Source organism: Klebsiella sp. PCX (genome assembly GCF_021869705.1).
Classification (GTDB): Bacteria; Pseudomonadota; Gammaproteobacteria; order Enterobacterales; family Enterobacteriaceae; genus Klebsiella; species Klebsiella quasipneumoniae.
Genome location: NZ_CP091527.1, coordinates 3,911,064 through 3,930,032 on the forward strand (window position 1 = coordinate 3,911,064; position 18,969 = coordinate 3,930,032).

The 18,969-nt window shown below is 57.1% G+C and carries 21 protein-coding genes and 1 other annotated feature; of the genes, 10 read left to right on the top strand and 11 right to left on the bottom strand.

Going from position 1 to position 18,969, the window contains the following annotated elements:
- Positions 1 to 57 precede the first annotated feature (57 nt).
- Positions 58 to 182: a sequence feature (Phe leader region), on the top strand.
- The gene (pheL, locus tag GQR96_RS18515; RefSeq protein WP_100250063.1) at positions 59 to 106 is read left to right on the top strand and encodes a pheA operon leader peptide PheL; all 48 of its coding nucleotides are present in this window, start codon (positions 59 to 61) and stop codon (positions 104 to 106) included. (Overlaps the previous feature by 48 nt.)
- Positions 183 to 206: 24 nt before the next feature.
- Positions 207 to 1,367 (top strand): bifunctional chorismate mutase/prephenate dehydratase, encoded by a 1,161-nt coding sequence (gene pheA / locus GQR96_RS18520; protein ID WP_023318895.1) that lies wholly within the window; start codon positions 207 to 209, stop codon positions 1,365 to 1,367.
- Here pheA and GQR96_RS18525 read toward each other — a convergent pair.
- The 3 genes from GQR96_RS18525 to aroF all read right to left on the bottom strand — a co-directional run bounded on the left by GQR96_RS18525 (position 1,364) and on the right by aroF (position 4,500).
- Entirely contained in the window at positions 1,364 to 2,236 is an 873-nt protein-coding gene (locus GQR96_RS18525; RefSeq protein WP_004206842.1) for an SMP-30/gluconolactonase/LRE family protein, read from the bottom strand. The two genes, pheA and GQR96_RS18525, sit on opposite strands and share 4 nt — an antisense overlap.
- Positions 2,237 to 2,298: 62 nt before the next feature.
- Complete coding sequence (gene tyrA / locus GQR96_RS18530) at positions 2,299 to 3,420, bottom strand: bifunctional chorismate mutase/prephenate dehydrogenase (protein ID WP_004206843.1); 1,122 nt, start codon at positions 3,418 to 3,420, stop codon at positions 2,299 to 2,301.
- 9 nt (positions 3,421 to 3,429) lie between these two features.
- A complete protein-coding gene (gene aroF, locus GQR96_RS18535) occupies positions 3,430 to 4,500 on the bottom strand; it encodes a 3-deoxy-7-phosphoheptulonate synthase AroF (RefSeq protein WP_004206844.1) in 1,071 nt (356 codons plus the stop codon).
- Between the two features lie 342 nt (positions 4,501 to 4,842).
- On the opposite strand from aroF, the gene GQR96_RS18540 reads away from it, so the two are divergent.
- Genes GQR96_RS18540 through GQR96_RS18550 form a run of 3 tightly spaced genes read left to right on the top strand, consistent with a single transcriptional unit; the run spans position 4,843 to position 7,064 of the window.
- Positions 4,843 to 5,352, top strand: coding sequence for a regulatory sequestration protein YfiR (locus GQR96_RS18540; RefSeq protein WP_017900644.1), 510 nt, complete (start codon positions 4,843 to 4,845; stop codon positions 5,350 to 5,352).
- The gene (gene dgcN / locus GQR96_RS18545; protein WP_065905230.1) at positions 5,345 to 6,568 is read left to right on the top strand and encodes a diguanylate cyclase DgcN/YfiN; all 1,224 of its coding nucleotides are present in this window, start codon (positions 5,345 to 5,347) and stop codon (positions 6,566 to 6,568) included. The genes GQR96_RS18540 and dgcN overlap by 8 nt, the downstream gene beginning before the upstream one ends.
- A gap of 13 nt (positions 6,569 to 6,581) precedes the next feature.
- The gene (locus GQR96_RS18550; protein ID WP_017900643.1) at positions 6,582 to 7,064 is read left to right on the top strand and encodes an OmpA family protein; all 483 of its coding nucleotides are present in this window, start codon (positions 6,582 to 6,584) and stop codon (positions 7,062 to 7,064) included.
- An 8-nt stretch (positions 7,065 to 7,072) separates the two neighbouring features.
- On the opposite strand, the gene GQR96_RS18555 is transcribed toward GQR96_RS18550, so the two are convergent.
- The 7 genes from GQR96_RS18555 to ffh all read right to left on the bottom strand — a co-directional run bounded on the left by GQR96_RS18555 (position 7,073) and on the right by ffh (position 12,738).
- Positions 7,073 to 8,431, bottom strand: coding sequence for a PepSY-associated TM helix domain-containing protein (locus GQR96_RS18555; RefSeq protein WP_065905232.1), 1,359 nt, complete (start codon positions 8,429 to 8,431; stop codon positions 7,073 to 7,075).
- A gap of 53 nt (positions 8,432 to 8,484) precedes the next feature.
- Positions 8,485 to 8,946, bottom strand: coding sequence for a DUF2946 domain-containing protein (locus GQR96_RS18560; RefSeq protein WP_236948515.1), 462 nt, complete (start codon positions 8,944 to 8,946; stop codon positions 8,485 to 8,487).
- A 119-nt stretch (positions 8,947 to 9,065) separates the two neighbouring features.
- Positions 9,066 to 9,413 (bottom strand): 50S ribosomal protein L19, encoded by a 348-nt coding sequence (gene rplS / locus GQR96_RS18565; protein ID WP_002914145.1) that lies wholly within the window; start codon positions 9,411 to 9,413, stop codon positions 9,066 to 9,068.
- A 39-nt stretch (positions 9,414 to 9,452) separates the two neighbouring features.
- The gene (gene trmD, locus GQR96_RS18570; RefSeq protein ID WP_002914147.1) at positions 9,453 to 10,220 is read right to left on the bottom strand and encodes a tRNA (guanosine(37)-N1)-methyltransferase TrmD; all 768 of its coding nucleotides are present in this window, start codon (positions 10,218 to 10,220) and stop codon (positions 9,453 to 9,455) included.
- A 31-nt stretch (positions 10,221 to 10,251) separates the two neighbouring features.
- A complete protein-coding gene (rimM, locus tag GQR96_RS18575) occupies positions 10,252 to 10,800 on the bottom strand; it encodes a ribosome maturation factor RimM (protein ID WP_004150977.1) in 549 nt (182 codons plus the stop codon).
- 18 nt (positions 10,801 to 10,818) lie between these two features.
- The gene (rpsP, locus tag GQR96_RS18580; protein WP_065905234.1) at positions 10,819 to 11,067 is read right to left on the bottom strand and encodes a 30S ribosomal protein S16; all 249 of its coding nucleotides are present in this window, start codon (positions 11,065 to 11,067) and stop codon (positions 10,819 to 10,821) included.
- A 306-nt stretch (positions 11,068 to 11,373) separates the two neighbouring features.
- The gene (ffh, locus tag GQR96_RS18585) at positions 11,374 to 12,738 is read right to left on the bottom strand and encodes a signal recognition particle protein (protein ID WP_002914152.1); all 1,365 of its coding nucleotides are present in this window, start codon (positions 12,736 to 12,738) and stop codon (positions 11,374 to 11,376) included.
- Between the two features lie 163 nt (positions 12,739 to 12,901).
- On the opposite strand from ffh, the gene GQR96_RS18590 reads away from it, so the two are divergent.
- Together GQR96_RS18590 and GQR96_RS18595 are read left to right on the top strand one after the other, a co-directional pair.
- On the top strand, positions 12,902 to 13,693 hold the full coding sequence (locus GQR96_RS18590; protein WP_002914153.1) for a cytochrome C assembly family protein: 792 nt from the start codon (positions 12,902 to 12,904) through the stop codon (positions 13,691 to 13,693).
- 19 nt (positions 13,694 to 13,712) lie between these two features.
- Positions 13,713 to 14,999 carry an HlyC/CorC family transporter gene (locus tag GQR96_RS18595; protein ID WP_023318900.1) on the top strand — a complete coding sequence of 429 codons (1,287 nt, stop codon included), beginning with the start codon at positions 13,713 to 13,715 and terminating at the stop codon, positions 14,997 to 14,999.
- Positions 15,000 to 15,120: 121 nt separating this feature from the next.
- Here the strand turns inward: GQR96_RS18595 and grpE are convergent, their stop codons facing one another.
- Positions 15,121 to 15,711: a nucleotide exchange factor GrpE gene (grpE, locus tag GQR96_RS18600; protein ID WP_004174800.1), complete on the bottom strand. Its 591-nt coding sequence runs from the start codon at positions 15,709 to 15,711 to the stop codon at positions 15,121 to 15,123.
- 124 nt (positions 15,712 to 15,835) lie between these two features.
- Here grpE and nadK point away from each other — a divergent pair, with 124 nt between their 5' ends.
- The 3 genes from nadK to bamE all read left to right on the top strand — a co-directional run bounded on the left by nadK (position 15,836) and on the right by bamE (position 18,950).
- On the top strand, positions 15,836 to 16,714 hold the full coding sequence (gene nadK / locus GQR96_RS18605) for an NAD(+) kinase (protein WP_002914158.1): 879 nt from the start codon (positions 15,836 to 15,838) through the stop codon (positions 16,712 to 16,714).
- Between the two features lie 86 nt (positions 16,715 to 16,800).
- Positions 16,801 to 18,462: a DNA repair protein RecN gene (gene recN / locus GQR96_RS18610; RefSeq protein ID WP_062913708.1), complete on the top strand. Its 1,662-nt coding sequence runs from the start codon at positions 16,801 to 16,803 to the stop codon at positions 18,460 to 18,462.
- Between the two features lie 146 nt (positions 18,463 to 18,608).
- Positions 18,609 to 18,950 (top strand): outer membrane protein assembly factor BamE, encoded by a 342-nt coding sequence (gene bamE / locus GQR96_RS18615; RefSeq protein ID WP_004206850.1) that lies wholly within the window; start codon positions 18,609 to 18,611, stop codon positions 18,948 to 18,950.
- The last annotated feature ends 19 nt before the right edge of the window (positions 18,951 to 18,969 follow it).

Sequence of the window (18,969 nt, forward strand, 5' to 3'; positions counted from 1 at the left end):
ATTGACAGAGTGAAAACAGTACAGGTACTGTAATCCCCACTACTTAAAGGAATTCATCATGAAACTCGTCCCGTTCTTCTTCGCATTCTTTTTTACCTTCCCCTGACCGGGAGGCAATTCGTCGTATAAGAAAGAATGCGAAGACGAACAATAAGGCCTCCCACCCGGGAGGCCTTTTTTATTGGATAACAACAAAGGCAACATCTATGACCGAGGAAAACCCATTACTGGCGCTGCGCGACAAGATAAGCGCGCTGGATGAGAAACTGCTTGCTCTGCTGGCGGAGCGTCGCGGGCTGGCTGTTGAGGTTGGTAAAGCCAAACTGGCCTCCCATCGCCCGGTGCGTGATATTGACCGCGAACGCGATCTGCTGGAGCGTCTGATGACCCTCGGCAAGCGCCATAATCTGGACGCTCATTACATCACCCGCCTGTTCCAGCTGATTATCGAAGACTCTGTACTGACCCAGCAAACCCTGCTGCAGCAGCATTTGAATAAAATTAACCCGCATTCGGCTCGCGTGGCGTTCCTCGGTCCCAAAGGCTCTTATTCGCATCTGGCGGCGCGTCAGTACGCAGCTCGCCACTTTGAGCAGTTTATTGAAAGCGGCTGCGCGAAGTTCGCCGATATTTTTAATCAGGTGGAAACCGGCCAGGCCGATTACGCCGTAGTGCCGATTGAAAACACCAGCTCCGGCGGGATCAACGATGTCTACGATCTGCTGCAGCACACCAGCCTGTCGATCGTAGGCGAGCTGACGATCCCTATCGATCATTGCGTACTGGTCAGCACCTCGACGGATGCCGATAAAATTCAGACCGTCTACAGCCATCCGCAACCGTTCCAGCAGTGTAGCCAGTATCTGAGTCGCTACCCGCACTGGAAGATTGAATATACCGAGAGCACCTCAGCGGCAATGGAAAAAGTCGCGCAGGCGAACGCCCCGACCGTCGCGGCGCTGGGCAGCGAAGCGGGCGGCGCTCTGTACGGTCTGCAGGTGCTGGAGCACTGCCAGGCCAACCAGACGCAGAATATTACGCGCTTCCTCGTTCTGGCGCGCAAAGCGGTGAACGTCTCCGATCAGGTTCCGGCGAAGACCACGCTGTTAATGGCGACCGGTCAGCAGGCGGGTGCCCTGGTGGAAGCCTTACTGGTGCTGCGCAATCACAATCTGATCATGACCAAACTGGAATCGCGCCCCATCCATGGCAATCCGTGGGAAGAGATGTTTTATCTTGATATTCAGGCAAACCTGGACTCGCTGCCCATGCGCAAGGCGCTGAAGGAGCTGGCGGAGATCACCCGCTCCATGAAGGTTCTCGGTTGCTACCCCAGCGAAAACGTCGTGCCGGTGGATCCGGTTTAACGTTCGCGGAACGGTAATTTCTTCATCCCTGCCACCGCCACCGGCAGGGTGAAGATGGCGCCGGACAGCGGATACTGCGCCAGCTCATCGTCCTCCATGTTTTCCCGGGTGGTGGTGATGTAGAGCGTTTGCATATCTGCCCCGCCAAAGCAGACCATCGTCGGGCAACGTACCGGCATCGGGTAGGACTCCAGCTCCTCACCCTGCGGAGAGAAACGGGCGATCCGCCAGCCGTCAAACATTGCGCTCCAGTAACACCCCTCCACGTCAATCGCCGCCCCGTCCGGTATCCCTTCGCCAGGCTGAAAACGGCGAAAGACTTCGCGCCGGCCAGGCTCACCCTGCTCATCCAGCGGCGTACGGTAGATCACGGCGTTCGGCGTATCGGAGGTATACATCCAGCGCCGGTCGGCGCTAAACGCCAGACCGTTGGCGCCATGGATGTCACACTGGATCACCGTCGGCTTCAGGTCGTTATCGACCCGCATCAGCAGCGCGCCGTTATAATCCCCCGGGCCCCAGAAGGTGCCGGCATAAAAGCGCCCATCGCGATCGGTCCCGCCATCGTTAAACCGCGCCAGTTCCGGATTGCTCGGGTTATCGCAGACTTTACGCCGTAGCAGACCGTGGGCGTCGGTCAGCCAGATACCGCTGCGCAATGCAACGATAAACCCACCCTTCTCGCGCAAGGAAAAACAGCCGACCTCCTCCGGAAATTGCAGCACCTGGTGTTCGCCGCTGCGGGTATCGTAGCGGTGAATTTCACATTCCATAATATCGGCCCAGTAGAGAGCCTGCTCTGCCTCGCTCCAGGTCGGGCATTCCGGCAGGTATCCGGTGTAGTCAAACAGCGGTTGTGGTTCAGCCATCGTTGTCATCCCTATAAAAAAAGCCAGCGGTCGCTGGCTTTATTGTATACACCTTTTTCGCTTTACTGCCGATTATCGTTCGCCTGACGCAGCAGCGTGCGGCTCTCGCTCTGGAAACGCTGCGCGTAATCGCCAAACCAGTGTTCGACTTTACGGAAGCTATCGATAAACGCCTGCTTATCGCCCTGCTCCAGCAGACCGATCGCCTCGCCAAACCGCTGGTAGTAGCGCTTAATCAGCGCCAGGTTGTTTTCCGAAGACATAATAATGTCGGCGTAGAGCTGCGGATCCTGGGCAAACAGACGGCCCACCATCGCCAGCTCCAGCCGGTAAATGGGTGACGAGAGCGCCAGCAACTGCTCAAGGCGCACATTCTCTTCCGCCAGATGCAGCCCATAGGCGAAGGTGGCAAAGTGGCGCAACGCCTGAATAAAGGCCATGTTCTGATCGTGCTCCACCGCGCTGATGCGATGCAGGCGCGCGCCCCAGACCTGAATTTGCTCGAGGAACCACTGATAGGCCTCTGGCTGGCGGCCATCACAGTAGACCACCACCTGCTTGGCAAGGCTGCCGCTGTCCGGACCGAACATCGGGTGCAGGCCGAGTACCGGGCCCTGATGCGCCGCCAGCATCGCCTGCAGCGGCTCTGCTTTAACCGAGGCAAGGTCGACCAGAATGCAATCCGCCGGCAGCGGCGGCAGCCTGGCGATCGTCTCCACGGTGGTGTGAATCGGCACGCTGACAATGACCATGCCGGCATCGGCGACGATATCCGTCGCCCGCGCCCAGTCCTCTTTTTCCAGAATGCGCACCTGGTAGCCGGACAGCGTTAACATCTTCTCAAACAGACGCCCCATCTGCCCGCCGCCGCCGACGATCACTACCGGCCGCAGATTCGGGTAAAGGGTTTTGAAGCCTTTGTCGTTTTCGCTGGAATAGGATTCGCGCATCACGCGACGCAGAACGTCCTCGATCAGATCCGGCGGAACGCCGAGCGCAGCCGCCTCTTCTCGCCGGGAGGCGAGCATCGCCGCCTCGCGTTCCGGGACGTAAATCGGCAGGCCATACTGGCTCTTCACCTCGCCGACTTCGGCCACCAGTTCCAGGCGCTTAGCCAGCAGGCTAAGCAACGCTTTATCTACTTCATCAATTTGATCGCGTAACGCGGTCAGTTCAGCAACCATACTTTCCTCTTACACCAAACGGGCCGCCAGGTGGCCGCGGAGATCCTTATCCAGTTCACGCAGTAGCGCATCGGTGGTTTCCCAGCTGATGCAGGCATCCGTTACCGAAACGCCGTATTTCATCGCCTCACGCGGCTGTTCAGAGGACTGATTGCCCTCGTGGATATTACTCTCAATCATCAGGCCGATAATGGAGCGATTGCCATCTTTAATCTGCGCGACAACGGATTCAGCCACGGCCGGCTGGCGGCGGAAATCTTTATTGGAGTTCCCATGACTGCAATCTACCATCAGCGACGGCTTCAGTCCCGCCTGCGCCATCTCTTTTTCGCATTTCGCCACATCGTCCGGACCGTAGTTTGGCGCCTTACCGCCGCGGAGGATCACATGGCCGTTCGGGTTACCCTGCGTTTGCAGCAGGCAGACCTGCCCGGCCTGGTTGATACCGACGAAACGGTGCGGCATCGCCGCGGCGCGCATGGCGTTGATGGCCGTGGCCAGGCTGCCGTCGGTGCCATTTTTAAAGCCTACCGGCATGGAAAGACCAGAGGCCATTTCGCGGTGCGTCTGAGATTCCGTGGTTCGCGCGCCGATGGCGGACCAGCTGAACAGATCCCCAAGGTACTGCGGGCTGTTGGGATCCAGCGCTTCCGTCGCCAGCGGCAGTCCCATATTCACGAGCTCGACCAGCAGACGACGCGCAATCTTCAGGCCGCCTTCAACATCAAACGAACCATCCATATGCGGGTCGTTAATCAGCCCCTTCCAGCCGACGGTAGTACGGGGTTTTTCAAAATAGACGCGCATCACCAGATAGAGGCTATCGCTGACCTCTGCGGCAAGGGCTTTAAACCGACGAGCATATTCGATCGCAGCTTCCGGATCGTGAATGGAGCAAGGACCGCAAACCACCAGCAGGCGCGGATCGCGGCCGGCGATGATATCGGAGATGGTTTCACGGGCGTGCGCGATCTGCGCTTCCTGTTCAACGCTCAGGGGGAATTCCGCCTTCAGTTGCTCCGGGGTCATTAACACATGTTCGTCGGTAATATGTACGTTATTCAGCGCGTCTTTTTGCATGATTGCGATCCTGTGTAGCTCGTTTGCGATAGGGGTTGCCTCAGCGGGCATGACGTAACGATACCATACAAAGTAAAGAATTCAATCCATATTCCGTAAATTTTACTTTACACAAATAAATTAATTGGCACTTACCACGGCGTTAAACGTACAAAAATATTTACACATAGCGAAATCGCGCCAAAATGGCTCATCAGAGCCATCGGCATTACGAAAAATCCTGGTGAGATTTGTCCCAAAGCAAAGGGCGCATCTAATGACGGGTTTTGCTATCAGTGATATTCTTCGCCGGGCATCGGCAGCGGCTTTTCCCGCGCCAGGGCGAATTTGACGGAAGCGTTAATGACAGTATTACACCGTCTTTTATTGACTGTATTTTTTCTCATCGCGGTATCTCCTGTTTTTGCTGCCGGACCTTCAGAACATGTTCGCGCGATTGTTTCCGGGATCGTGACCTATACCCGTTGGCCGTCATTAACAGGGGCGCCGAAGCTGTGCATTTTTGCCTCATCACGCTTCACCCATAGCCTGGCTCATGAAGATCCGGATGCATTGCCCTATCAACCGGTGATAGTACGTAATAGTGAAGAAGCGTTAAAAACAACCTGCGATGGTTTTTATTTTGGCAGCGAATCGCCGACCCAACAGTCGGAATTAACTCGCCGCTATGGCTCGAGGCCGCTGTTACTCATCGCAGAACAAAATACGGATTGCTCAATTGGTAGCGCGTTTTGCCTGATCATCAACGACGACAGGGTCCGCTTCTCCGTTAATCTGGACGTTCTGACGCACAGCGGGGTTCGGGTTAACCCGGACGTCCTGATGCTTGCCCGGAAGAAACCACATGAATAAGGACTTTTCACAGACATCGCGCCCGACGTTCAAACGCGCGCTGCGTCGCATTAGCGTGATAAGCGTGGTGATTTCCATGACGCTGGTCTGGCTGCTGCTGAGCACGGCCTCTATCTTCACGCTCAAGCAGTACGCGCAGAAAAACCTTGAGCTCACTGCCGCGACCATGGGCCGCAGTCTCGAAGCCGCCCTGGTGTTTGGCGACAGCGCGGCAGCAGAGGAGACCCTCGCTTCGCTGGGGAAGCAAGGGCAGATTTCCCAGGCAATCGTGCTCAACGGCCAGAAGCAGCCCTTCGCCGCATGGCGCCACGAACCGCTGGCCAACAAAGAACAAGTGAGCGGCCTTATCAGTAAATGGCTGTTTCCGGAGCCCACGGTGCAGCCCATCTGGCACCAGGGCAAACAAATCGGCGAGCTGCGACTAACCGCGCTTGATGAACTAATTAGCCACTTTCTGGGCATCTCGATTCTGGTACTGACAGGCAGCATTCTGCTCGCCTCGTTTATCGGCCTGCTGCTGACCCACTCCCTGCACCGGGGGATCGTCGCCGCCCTGCAGAGCATCACCGAGGTCGTGCATGATATTCGCGAAAACCGCCACTTCTCCCGGCGGGTGCCGGAGGAGCGTATCGAGGAGTTCCATCTGTTTGCCCAGGACTTTAACAGTCTGCTGGGGGAGATGGAGGACTGGCAGCGCCAGCTGCAGGCCAAAAATGCTCAGCTGTTGCGCAGCTCGTTACACGATCCGTTGACCGGCCTGGCTAACCGCGCCGCCTTTCGCAACGCGCTTGCCGAGCTGATGAAAAATGAAGTGGATCACCAGACCTCAGCGTTACTGTTTCTCGATGGCGATAACTTCAAATTGATCAATGACAACTGGGGACATGCGGCGGGCGATAAAGTGCTGATGGAAGTCGCCAGCCGCCTGATGACTTTCGCCGGTAAACGCCATCTGGCGTGGCGTCTCGGCGGCGATGAGTTTGCCGTTCTGCTGCGCGAGGTGCGCTCGGAAGCAGAAGTCCAGGCCCTGTGCCAGGCGCTGTCGGAACAATTTCTTCCGCCATTCAATCTGCACAATGGCCATAGCGCCACGCTCTCGCTGAGCGTCGGTTATGCCCTGGCGTGGGAGCACACCACTGCGGAATCACTGCAAGAACTTGCCGATCAGAATATGTATCGGATGAAAAACCAACGTATCCAGCAGACGCTGAAATAATAAAGGACGCATTATGATCACGAAATATTTCGCCCCCGCCCTGATGGCGGCGGCGCTTTTGACAGGTTGCCAGGCTCCTCAGGGAAAATTTACCCCCGAGCAGGTGGCGGCGATGAAATCTTACGGTTTCACTGAAAGCAATGGCGATTGGTCCCTGGGCTTATCCGATAGCATCCTGTTTGACAAGAATGACTACCGACTACGTCCCGACAGCCGCCAGCAGATCACCCAAATGGCCTCGCGGCTGGCGACAACCGGGATAACGCATAGCCGCCTTGAAGGCCACACCGATAATTATGGTGAGGATAGCTATAACGAAGCCCTGTCGCTTAAGCGGGCCAACAGCGTAGCCGATGCCTGGGCGGAAGGCGCCCATATCCCGCGCAGTAATTTAGTCACCCGCGGCCTTGGCAAAAAATACCCGATCGCCAGCAACGACACCGCGGCCGGGCGCGCTGAAAACCGCCGGGTCACGGTGGTCATCAGCACGCCGTAAACGTCCGCTTAATCGCTGGACTTCGCCATCCTCATTGCCGTTGCCGCGCGCCAGCGCAGGTAGTCAACGGCAATGAACAACACCAGGCTGATGCCCATCAATGGCATGGCCAGACCCAGGGCTAACGCTATCCCCAGCACCAGCCCACGGGCAGGCCAGGCGAGCGACAGCCACGCCCGCAGCAGCGAATGCGCCGGATCCCAGACGGCCTGAGGCGGACGGCGCATCCACCACAGCCGGTACCCCACGGCGATGGTTACGCACAGCGCACAGCCAAACCCCACCAGCAGCAGTTGATTCGCCAGACCGAAGAGGATCCCCATATGGAAATCGACGCCCCAGCGGGTAAGTTTCGCCATCAGAGGAAAGTCGGCAAAATGGGTGCGATCCACCACCTCCATCGTGGCGCCATCGATCGCTACCGCATCCACCTGCGTCGGCCAGCGGCGGTCGATCTCATTCACCGTCCAGGCGCGTCCGTCTGATACCGGGGGACGGATCTCCAGCCGGCTGGCGTTCAGCCCCGCCTGACGGGCCACCGCCAGAGCCCGGTCAAACTGCGCTGGCTGATGCTGGGTCATGGCCATCGCCTCCCTGTGATGCCCGGCATGGGGATCGTGTGCCATCGGTGCCTCACCGTGCAGCAGGGTATTGACCTGCGGCGTCCACCAGCCGAAAGCCGCCCGCATTTTATCCACATTGCCGCCGGCCCATTGCGACCAGGTCAGGCCGGTGGCGGAGAAGAGCAGCATGCCCAGCAGTAAACTCCAGCCCAGCGTCACGTGCAGCCGACGATGATTCTGCAGGGCGTTATTGATCCGCCGTTTTGGACGCGTCATCGCCCACAGGGCAATGCCCCCCAGCGCGGCCACCCACATCCATGAGGCAGCCAGTTCGCTGTAGAGCCGCCCGCTGTCGCCCAACAGCAGCGAACGATGCGCATAGTCAATCCACTGACGCAGCGGCAGGATGCCGCTGGTGCCGTAGACCGTCATATCGCCCTTCACCCGCAGCGCGATCGGATCGACAAAAATGGCCCGGGATTCCGACTCCCCGAGACGCGGATCGGCAAACATAATGCGGGTGGTCTCGCCCACCACGGGGGCCGGACGCACCGCCAGCAGCCGCAGATTACCCTGGGTCGCTTCTTCTGCCAGCGCAATCTGGGCGCTGAGCGGCTGCGGGGTGCCTTCGGGAAGGCCATACAGCGCATCGTGATAGAGCCAGTTTTCCAGTTGCGGCGTCGCCACATAAAGCGTACCGGTCAGGGCTGCGACAAAGATAAACGGTCCGATAAACAGCCCGATATAGAAATGGAGGCGACGCAGCAGGTTCAGCCATGCCGCGCGCGAGGTGCAGGTTGTCATACTTTTCCTTTTTTAAAGCAAAAGAGGTCGTTGCGCGGTGCGCAGATTGATTTTTATGAAAGGGAAAAAGCAGACAGCCGCGGCGGGGCGCGGGTTTCGGGGTAGAGCCAGGGAAAGTAGCGCCAGTGTTTTAATACCGGGCGAGAAGCCGGCAGGAGAATGCGCCGCAGGAGCATGGCGACGAACAGCGCCAGCGCGAAAATCAGCCCTGGGACATGGGCTAACAGCACGCAATAGCCACAGGCTTCGGCATGGTCCAGCGGCAGTTCGTGTCCGGTAGGCGTAGCACCGTCTGTGCTGTGCATCATCGCCATATCGTGGCCGGGCATCTGCGCCATACTCGCTGGCGAGCTGTCCATCATCATGGCGTGGTGCATGCCGGGCATGGCGCTCATAGGGTCTTTTTGCAGGGAGACGGAGATCAGGGGGGCCACCACGATCAGCAGGATCGCCAACAGCGCCAGCCAGGCGGCTCGCCGTTTAGGTGTCGTTTGCTGAAAACTGTTACTGACCACCGCCCCTCCGAATAGAGGGCGTATTGTAAATGATTTACATCACGATGGTTACAACAAAGATAAAAAAAGGGCCGGCCCTGAGGCCAGCCCTTTTTGTCAGGATGTCGCGAAAGCGAATCTTAGTTAAGACGCTCTTTGATACGAGCAGACTTACCAGTGCGCTCACGCAGGTAGTACAGTTTAGCTTTACGTACAGCACCACGACGTTTAACAGCAATGCTGTCAACTACCGGAGAGTGAGTCTGGAAGACACGCTCAACGCCTTCGCCGTTGGAAATTTTGCGAACAGTGAATGCAGAGTGCAGACCGCGGTTACGAATAGCGATAACCACGCCCTCGAATGCCTGCAGACGTTTTTTGGAACCTTCAACAACCCATACTTTCACTTCCACGGTATCACCCGGACGGAAGGAAGGTACGTCCTGCTTCATCTGTTCTTGTTCAAGTTGCTTAATAATGTTGCTCATAATTTAATCTCTTATCCTGGGTAAACTGATATTGGGGGCTCACGCCTGCCCATCATGTTTATGCTGCTGTTGCGCGTGTTCAGTTTTGAACTCCGCCAGCAGCTTTGCTTGCTCTTCAGTCAGAGCCAGGTTTTCCAGAAGTTCAGGTCTTCTAAGCCAGGTGCGGCCCAGCGACTGCTTCAGACGCCAGCGACGTATCTCAGCATGGTTTCCCGACAGCAATACTGGCGGTACTTCCATCTCTTCTAACACTTCAGGACGGGTATAGTGGGGGCAATCCAGCAACCCATCAGCAAAGGAATCTTCCGTTGCCGATGCTTCATGGCCCAGTACTCCCGGAATGAACCGGGAAACGGAGTCAATCAGCGTCATTGCCGGTAACTCACCACCGCTGAGAACGTAATCGCCGATTGACCATTCTTCGTCAATTTCGGTTTGGATTACGCGCTCGTCTATCCCTTCGTAACGACCGCACACCAGAATCAGTTTCTGATTCGTTGCCAGTTCGCTGACGCCCGCTTGATCAAGCTTGCGTCCCTGAGGTGACAGATAAATCACCTTCGCGCCTTCACCTGCCGCGGCTTTTGCTGCATGAATGGCATCCCGTAAGGGTTGCACCATCATTAGCATCCCCGGTCCGCCGCCGTAAGGACGATCGTCCACGGTACGGTGCCGGTCATGCGTGAAGTCGCGAGGACTCCAGCTTTCGATGCTCAGCAGGCCATTTTTTACTGCCCGGCCAGTTACCCCGTAATCGGTAATTGCGCGGAACATTTCAGGAAACAGGCTAATTATGCCAATCCACATAGCGCCGTCTTTTACCGTTTATCCGGAGAATTTAAAAACCAGGATCCCAATCTACTTCGATAGTACGCGTAGTGAGATCGACTTTCTTGATAACCTGCCCATCGAGGAACGGAACCAACCGCTCCTTGATACCAAATGCATCTTTCAGGTTTGCCTTGATGACGAGCACGTCATTAGACCCGGTTTCCATCATATCGATGACTTTACCGAGGCTATAGCCTTCCGTCGTCACTACCTGGCAGCCCATCAGGTCTTTCCAGTAGTAGTCACCCTCTTCCAGCTCCGGCAACTGCGATGAATCCACGATAATTTCGCAATTAGTCAGTAGATTCGCGGCATCACGATCGTCAACGCCTTTCAGCTTGATGATGATGTCCTGATTGTGGTGGCGCCAGCTTTCCAGCTCAACAACCTGCCACTGACCCGCCTTCTGGATTAACCAGGGCTGATAGTCAAAAATGCTTTCGGCGTCTTCGGTGGAGGAAAACACTCTGAGCCAACCACGGATACCGTAGGAAGAACCCATTTTCCCCAATACGATCGGATCAACAGGTGCTTGTGCGGTGTGTTGCTTGCTCATCATGACCACCGTGACAGATTAAGCTGCTTTTTTAGCGGCTTTGATCAGCGCGGCAACGCGATCGGAAACAGTAGCGCCCTGGCCAACCCAGTGAGCGATACGATCCAGATCCAGGCGAGTTTCTTCTTCCGCACCGTTAGCGATCGGGTTGAAGAAACCAACGCGCTCGATGAAGCGACCGTTGCGTGCATTACGGCTGTCGGTGACAACAACCTGGTAGAACGGACGCTTTTTAGCGCCGTGACGTGCTAAACGAATAGTTACCATAACATCCTCTTGTGTGAATAAAACAACCGGGCCCCATCGAGGAACGGAGCCCGGTGTCATATTAAAAGCCCGAAAATTTTACTGATTTCTGTGCAAAAATCAATTCAAAACTACATACGCTAAATAATTCGAGTTGCAGGACAAAACGCGAAAGCGTTTTGAACAGCGCTTGCGCTGGCCCCGAAGGGGTGAGGCCGAATGGCCGAATCACGCGGCAAGTGAGTAAATCCCCGGGAGCGTACACAAGTACGTGACCGGGGTGAACGAACGCAGCCAACGCATCTGCGGCTTGAATTATGACGCGTATTAACGGCCCGGGAAACCTGGAGGCATCATCCCTTTCATCCCGCGCATCATCTTCATCATGCCGCCTTTCGACTTCATCTTCTTCATCATGCGCTGCATGTCGTCGAACTGCTTGAGCAGACGGTTCACATCCTGCACCTGCATCCCGCAGCCGGCGGCGATACGGCGCTTACGTGAACCTTTGATGATTTCCGGCTTAGCGCGCTCTTTCAGGGTCATCGAGTTGATGATCGCTTCCATACGCACCAGCACTTTGTCGTCCATCTGCGCTTTGACGTTGTCCGGGATCTGGCCCATACCCGGCAGCTTGCCCATCAGGCTGGCCATGCCGCCCATGTTTTTCATCTGGCGCAGCTGCTCCAGGAAGTCGGTGAGGTCGAAGCCGTCGCCTTTCTTCAGCTTGGAGGCCAGCTTCTCGGCCTGCGCGCGGTCGACTTTACTCTCGATATCTTCGATCAGCGACAGCACGTCGCCCATGCCGAGGATGCGGGAGGCGACGCGGTCCGGATGGAACGGTTCCAGCGCTTCGGTTTTCTCGCCGACGCCGAGGAATTTAATCGGCTTACCGGTAATATGGCGAATCGACAGCGCCGCGCCGCCGCGGGCGTCACCGTCCACTTTGGTCAGCACCACGCCGGTCAGCGGCAGCGCTTCGTTAAAGGCTTTAGCGGTATTCGCCGCATCCTGGCCGGTCATCGCATCGACGACGAACAGGGTTTCAACCGGATTAATGGCGGCGTGGACGTGCTTAATTTCGTCCATCATCGCTTCGTCAACGTGCAGACGACCGGCGGTATCCACCAGCAGCACGTCGTAGAATTTGAGCTTCGCTTCTTTCAGCGCCGCGTTGACGATATCAACCGGCTTCTGCCCGACGTCGGACGGGAAGAAGTCGACGCCGACCTGCTCGGCCAGGGTCTCCAGCTGTTTGATCGCCGCCGGGCGGTAAACGTCCGCGGAGACCACCAGCACTTTCTTCTTGTGCTTCTCGCGCAGGAATTTCCCCAGCTTACCGACGCTGGTGGTTTTACCAGCCCCCTGCAGGCCCGCCATCAGCACCACCGCCGGCGGCTGCGCCGCCAGGTCGAGGGTCTGGTTCTCTTCGCCCATCGCCGCCACCAGCTCGTTGCGGACGATTTTGACGAACTCCTGACCCGGGGTCAGGCTTTTATTGACTTCATGGCCGACCGCGCTCTCTTTGACGCGGCTGATGAAATCACGTACCACCGGAAGCGCAACGTCCGCTTCCAGCAGCGCCATGCGCACTTCGCGCAGGGTGTCTTTAATATTGTCTTCTGTAAGGCGTCCGCGGCCGCTAATGTTGCGCAGCGTACGCGACAAACGATCGGTTAAATTATCAAACATTGTCTCTCGCCTGAGGTGGAAACGGTCGGTCGCCGCAGCGACACACAAAACGAATGTGGCGGAGTATAACACGACATCAATCTGAATGTGCTGCAACGGTTGGAGCAGAGGCCTGCTGACGTTATACTGCTTCTCTTTCTTATTTAGCCAACAGCCGACACCTATGCCTGTTTTTGCTCTACTCGCCCTTGTCGCCTACTCCGTCAGCCTCGCGCTGATTATCCCCGGCTTGCTGCAAAAAAACAGCAGCTGGCGGCGAATGGCGATTTTATCTGCGACTATCGCGTTGATTTGCCATGCTTTTGCGCTGGAAGCACGGATATTCCCCGGCGGCGAGAGCGGGCAAAACCTCAGCTTACTGAACGTCGGGTCGCTGGTGAGCCTGATGATCTGTACGGTGATGACTATCGTGGCCTCGCGCAATCGCGGCTGGCTGCTGCTGCCTATCGTCTATGCCTTCGCGCTGATCAACCTGGCCTTCGCCACCTTCGTGCCTAACGAATATATCACCCACCTGGAAACCACTCCGGGGATGCTGGTGCATATCGGCCTGTCGCTCTTCTCGTACGCCACGCTGATTATTGCCGCGCTGTATGCGCTACAGCTGGCGTGGATCGACTACCAGTTAAAGAATAAAAAGCTGGCCTTCAGCAGCGAAATGCCGCCGCTGATGAGCATTGAGCGCAAAATGTTCCACATCACTCAGGTCGGCGTAGTGCTGCTGACTCTGACGCTGTGCAGCGGCCTGTTCTATATGCACAATCTGTTCAGCAGCGAAAACATTGATAAAGCGGTGCTGTCGATTATTGCGTGGTTCGTCTATATCGTCCTGCTGTGGGGCCACTATCATGAAGGGTGGCGCGGACGTCGCGTGGTCTGGTTCAGCGTCGCTGGCGCCGGTCTGCTGACGCTGGCCTATTTTGGTAGCCGCGTGCTGCAACAGTTCGTGAGCTAAGTCTTTTAAGGAATCCTACGTGGAACATATCTCCACCACCACGCTGATCATAACGCTGATCGTCATGGTGATTATCTCTGCCTATTTCTCCGGCTCCGAAACCGGCATGATGACGCTGAACCGCTACCGGCTGCGTCATATGGCGAAACAAGGCAACCGCCCCGCCAAGCGCGTGGAGAAGCTGCTGCGCAAGCCGGACCGCCTGATTAGCCTCGTGCTCATCGGTAATAACCTCGTCAACATTCTCGCCTCGGCGCTGGGCACCATCGTCGGCATGCGCCTGTACGGCGATGCCGGCGTCGCGATCGCCACCGGCGTACTCACCTTTGTGGTACTGGTATTTGCCGAAGTCCTGCCGAAAACCATCGCCGCCCTCTACCCGGAAAAAGTTGCCTACCCCAGCAGCTTCCTGTTGGCGCCCCTGCAGGTGCTGATGATGCCGCTGGTGTGGCTGCTGAATACCATCACCCGCATACTGATGCGCATGATGGGCATCCGCACCGATACCGTCATCAGCAGCGCCCTGAGCAAAGATGAACTGCGCACGATTGTGAATGAATCCCGTTCACAAATCTCACGACGCAATCAGGATATGCTGCTGTCGGTGCTGGACCTTGAGAAGGTCAGCGTTAACGACATTATGGTGCCGCGCAATGAGATTGTCGGCATCGACATCAATGACGACTGGAAATCTATCGTCCGCCAGCTGACCCACTCCCCACACGGCCGCATTGTGCTCTACCGCGATTCGCTGGACGATGCCATCAGCATGCTGCGCGTCCGCGAAGCCTACCGACTGATGACGGAGAAGAAAGAGTTCACAAAAGAGATCATGCTGCGGGCGGCAGATGAGATCTACTTTGTCCCGGAAGGGACGCCGCTCAGCACCCAGCTGGTGAAATTCCAGCGTAATAAAAAGAAAGTCGGTCTGGTTGTCGATGAATACGGCGATATTCAGGGGCTGGTCACCGTAGAAGATATTCTTGAAGAGATTGTCGGCGACTTCACCACCTCCATGTCACCCACCCTGGCGGAGGAAGTGACCCCGCTCAACGACGGCACCGTGATAATCGACGGCAGCGCCAACGTTCGCGAAATCAACAAAGCGTTCAACTGGCACCTGCCGGAAGATGAAGCGCGCACCATCAACGGTATCATCCTTGAAGCGCTGGAAGAGATCCCGGTCCCGGGCACCCGCGTGCGCATTGAGCAGTATGATATTGATATTCTCGACGTGCAGGACAACATGATCAAACAGGTGAAAGTGATGCCGGTGAAATCATTACGCGAGAGCGTCGCGGAGTAGCGCGAGCGAAGGAATTAACCTCGCGGTGGGCTGCGGCCCGCCGTTTTTTTTATCTCGCGCCGGGGAGCGATGACATAAAAAACGGCCGCCCGCGGGCAGCCGTTGAGCAAGGCAGCAAACGTTATTTCGCTTTTGCTACCGTCACCATCGCGGCGCGAATGGTGCGGCCGTTCAGGGTGTAACCTTTCTGCATCACGGCCAGCACGTTGCCCGCCGCCACGTCTTCAGACTCGACCATCGCAATGGCCTGGTGGACGTTCGGATCCAGCGGAACGTTGGTGTCGGCGATCACTTCCACGCCGAACTTACGCACTACGTCCAGCATAGATTTGAGGGTCAGTTCGATCCCTTCCACCATCGGCGCCAGCTCCGGGTTAGCCTTGTCGGCCACTTCCAGCGCGCGGTCCAGGCTGTCGATCACCGGCAGCAGTTCATTGACGAATTTTTCCAGCGCGAATTTGTGCGCTTTCTCGATATCCTGCTCGGTACGACGACGCAGGTTATCTTCGTCGGCTTTGGCACGCAGCATCACTTCACGTTCACGTTTCTGCGCTTCAGCCAGCTGGGCTTCCAGATTCGCAATTTTTTCATCGCGCGGATCCACCTGCTCAGCCGAAACTTCAGGCTCTACCGCCTCAACGTCGTCGTGCTGCTCCGTGATAATTTCTTCCGGGGCTTGCCCCTCAGGCGTTTTCTGTTCTTTACTACTCATGAATTTCTCCGCGTTTTTTTCGCATTCATCTCGCTAACTTCGCTTATTATGGGGATCAGTTTCCGGGTTTCAAGGGAAGCGGACAGATTGTCACTATTTCATTTAACGCAAGGACATCCAGATCATGAAGAACCATTTCAAGTGTATCGGCATTGTGGGACATCCTCGTCACCCCACCGCCCTGACCACACATGAAATGCTCTGGCGCTGGCTGTGCAGCAAAGGGTATGAAGTGCTGGTTGAACAGCAGATCGCCCATGAACTCCAGCTCAGCAACGTGAAAACCGGCACGCTGGCGGAGATTGGCCAACAGGCCGACCTCGCGGTGGTCGTGGGCGGCGACGGCAATATGCTCGGCGCGGCGCGGACTCTGGCCCGTTATGACATTAACGTCATCGGCATTAACCGCGGCAACCTCGGCTTTCTCACCGACCTGGACCCGGACAACGCCCTGCAGCAGCTCGCCGACGTGCTGGAAGGCCACTACATCGCCGAGAAACGCTTTCTGCTGGAGGCCCAGGTGTGCCAGCAGGATTGCCAGAAACGCATCAGCACCGCCATCAACGAAGTGGTGCTGCACCCCGGCAAAGTGGCGCATATGATTGAGTTCGAAGTCTATATCGATGAAGTCTTCGCCTTCTCCCAGCGCTCCGATGGCCTGATAATCTCCACCCCGACCGGCTCCACAGCCTATTCGCTGTCGGCCGGCGGCCCGATCCTCACCCCATCGCTGGACGCCATCACCCTGGTGCCGATGTTCCCGCACACCCTCTCGGCGCGACCGCTGGTGATCAACGGCGACAGCACCATCCGCCTGCGCTTCTCTCACCGCTGCAGCGATCTGGAGATCAGCTGCGACAGTCAGATTGCCCTGCCGATCCAGGATGGCGAAGATGTCCTCATCCGCCGCTGCGATTACCACCTCAATCTGATTCATCCCAAAGACTACAGCTATTTCAATACATTAAGCACCAAGCTCGGCTGGTCGAAAAAATTGTTCTGATTTACATCGCTGCCTCTTTACTGGATAAAAAACCAGTCTATACTGTACGAAAACACAGTATTGGTTTTTCATACAGGAAGGCAGCTATGTTGGCGCAACTCACCATCAGTAATTTTGCTATCGTTCGTGAACTGGAAATTGATTTCCACAGCGGCATGACCGCCATCACCGGGGAAACCGGCGCCGGGAAATCCATTGCCATCGACGCGCTGGGGCTGTGCCTCGGCGGCAGAGCGGAAGCCGACATGGTGCGTCGCGGCGCCACCCGTGCCGACCTGTGCGCGCGCTTCGCGCTGAAAGATACCCCAGCCGCCCAGCGCTGGCTGGAAGAGAACCAGCTGGAGAGCGGGCGTGAGTGTTTACTTCGCCGGGTGATCAGCGCCGACGGCCGCTCGCGCGGCTTCATCAACGGCACCGCCGTCCCGCTCTCGCAGCTGCGCGAACTGGGCCAGCTGCTGATCCAGATCCATGGCCAGCATGCGCACCAGCTGTTGACCAAATCCGAACACCAGAAAACGCTGCTCGACGGCTATACCGGTGAGTATGCGCTCACTCAACGCATGGCAGAGCACTATCGCCAGTGGCACCAGAGCTGCCGCGAGCTGGCCCAGCATCAGCAGCAGAGCCAGGAGCGTGCCGCCCGCGCCGATCTGCTGCAGTACCAGCTTAAAGAGCTGAACGAATTTAACCCGCTGGCGGGAGAGTTTGAGCAGATTGACGAAGAGTACAAGCGCCTGGCCAACAGCGGGCAGCTGCTCAGCACCTGCCAGCATGCCCTGACGGTACTGGCGGACGGCGAAGAGGCCAATCTGCAGAGCCAGCTTTATACCGCGAAGCAGCTGGTCAGCGAGCTGGTGGGTATGGACAGCAAGCTTTCCGGCGTGCTGGATATGCTGGAAGAGGCGGCCATTCAGCTCAGCGAGGCCAGCGACGAGCTGCGCCACTACCATGACCGTCTGGACCTTGATCCTAACCGTCTGTTCGAACTTGAGCAGCGGATTTCCCGACAAATCGCGCTGGCGCGTAAACACCAGGTGATGCCGGAAGAGCTGCCGGCGGTTTATCAGGCGATGCTCGAAGAGCAGCGCCTGCTGGACGACAGCGCCGGCTCGCTGGAATCCCTCAGCCAGCAGGTGGTCGAACATCATCAGCTGGCGCTGGAGACCGCGCGCCAGCTGCACGCCCTGCGCCAGGCCAGCGCCGACGAGCTGACCCAGCTTATCACCGAGAGTATGCACTCACTTTCGATGCCGCATGGGGTCTTCGCGATTGAGGTCGCTTTTGATGAACGCCATCTCACCGCCGACGGCGCCGATCATATTGAGTTCCGCGTCACCACTAACCCGGGTCAGCCGCTGCAGCCGATCGCGAAAGTGGCCTCTGGCGGCGAGTTGTCGCGTATTGCGCTGGCGATTCAGGTGATCACCGCGCGTAAAATGGAAACCCCGGCGCTCATCTTCGACGAAGTGGACGTCGGCATCAGTGGCCCGACCGCTGCCGTGGTCGGCAAGCTGCTGCGCCAACTGGGCGAGTCCACGCAGGTGATGTGCGTGACCCACCTGCCGCAGGTCGCAGGCTGCGGCCACCATCATTTCTTTGTCTGCAAAGAGACCGATGGCGAGATGACCGAAACCCATATGCAGCCGCTGGATAAGCGTGCTCGTCTGCAGGAGCTGGCTCGCCTGCTGGGCGGCAGCGAGGTCACGCGCAACACCCTGGCAAACGCGAAAGAGTTGCTTGCGGCGTAAACTTTTTGATTTTCACAGGGTCATAGTGAACAGCAAATTGCCTGCTGACCGCAGCCGGAGGTTTCCATCGGCGCGAAGGTCTATTATTATCGGCATATTACAGATGAGCCACGTACTGCTCGGGCCCAAAAAGGAATCAAATCACTATGCGCTGTAAAACGCTGACTGCTGCCGCAGCGGTTCTTCTTATGTTGACCGCAGGCTGTTCCACTCTGGAACGAGTGGTTTACCGTCCTGACATCAACCAGGGTAACTATCTGGCACCTAACGATGTAGCAAAAATTCGTGTCGGTATGACGCAACAGCAGGTTGCTTATGCTCTCGGAACGCCAATGATGTCGGATCCGTTCGGCACCAACACCTGGTTCTATGTATTCCGTCAGGAGCCGGGCCACGAGAAAGTGACTCAGCAGACCCTGACCCTGACCTTCAACAATGGCGGCGTGTTAACCAACATTGATAACAAGCCCGCGCTAACCAGTCAGTAAGGCCCGGAAAAGCAAAAAG

Coding starts and splice junctions, on each gene's coding strand:
- pheA (WP_023318895.1), top strand. CDS start 207: ATGACCGAGGAAAACCCATTACTGGCGCTGCGCGACAAGATAAGCGCG.
- GQR96_RS18525 (WP_004206842.1), bottom strand. CDS start 2,236: ATGGCTGAACCACAACCGCTGTTTGACTACACCGGATACCTGCCGGAA.
- tyrA (WP_004206843.1), bottom strand. CDS start 3,420: ATGGTTGCTGAACTGACCGCGTTACGCGATCAAATTGATGAAGTAGAT.
- aroF (WP_004206844.1), bottom strand. CDS start 4,500: ATGCAAAAAGACGCGCTGAATAACGTACATATTACCGACGAACATGTG.
- GQR96_RS18540 (WP_017900644.1), top strand. CDS start 4,843: ATGACAGTATTACACCGTCTTTTATTGACTGTATTTTTTCTCATCGCG.
- dgcN (WP_065905230.1), top strand. CDS start 5,345: ATGAATAAGGACTTTTCACAGACATCGCGCCCGACGTTCAAACGCGCG.
- GQR96_RS18550 (WP_017900643.1), top strand. CDS start 6,582: ATGATCACGAAATATTTCGCCCCCGCCCTGATGGCGGCGGCGCTTTTG.
- GQR96_RS18555 (WP_065905232.1), bottom strand. CDS start 8,431: ATGACAACCTGCACCTCGCGCGCGGCATGGCTGAACCTGCTGCGTCGC.
- rplS (WP_002914145.1), bottom strand. CDS start 9,413: ATGAGCAACATTATTAAGCAACTTGAACAAGAACAGATGAAGCAGGAC.
- trmD (WP_002914147.1), bottom strand. CDS start 10,220: ATGTGGATTGGCATAATTAGCCTGTTTCCTGAAATGTTCCGCGCAATT.
- rimM (WP_004150977.1), bottom strand. CDS start 10,800: ATGAGCAAGCAACACACCGCACAAGCACCTGTTGATCCGATCGTATTG.
- rpsP (WP_065905234.1), bottom strand. CDS start 11,067: ATGGTAACTATTCGTTTAGCACGTCACGGCGCTAAAAAGCGTCCGTTC.
- ffh (WP_002914152.1), bottom strand. CDS start 12,738: ATGTTTGATAATTTAACCGATCGTTTGTCGCGTACGCTGCGCAACATT.
- GQR96_RS18590 (WP_002914153.1), top strand. CDS start 12,902: ATGCCTGTTTTTGCTCTACTCGCCCTTGTCGCCTACTCCGTCAGCCTC.
- grpE (WP_004174800.1), bottom strand. CDS start 15,711: ATGAGTAGTAAAGAACAGAAAACGCCTGAGGGGCAAGCCCCGGAAGAA.
- nadK (WP_002914158.1), top strand. CDS start 15,836: ATGAAGAACCATTTCAAGTGTATCGGCATTGTGGGACATCCTCGTCAC.
- recN (WP_062913708.1), top strand. CDS start 16,801: ATGTTGGCGCAACTCACCATCAGTAATTTTGCTATCGTTCGTGAACTG.
- bamE (WP_004206850.1), top strand. CDS start 18,609: ATGCGCTGTAAAACGCTGACTGCTGCCGCAGCGGTTCTTCTTATGTTG.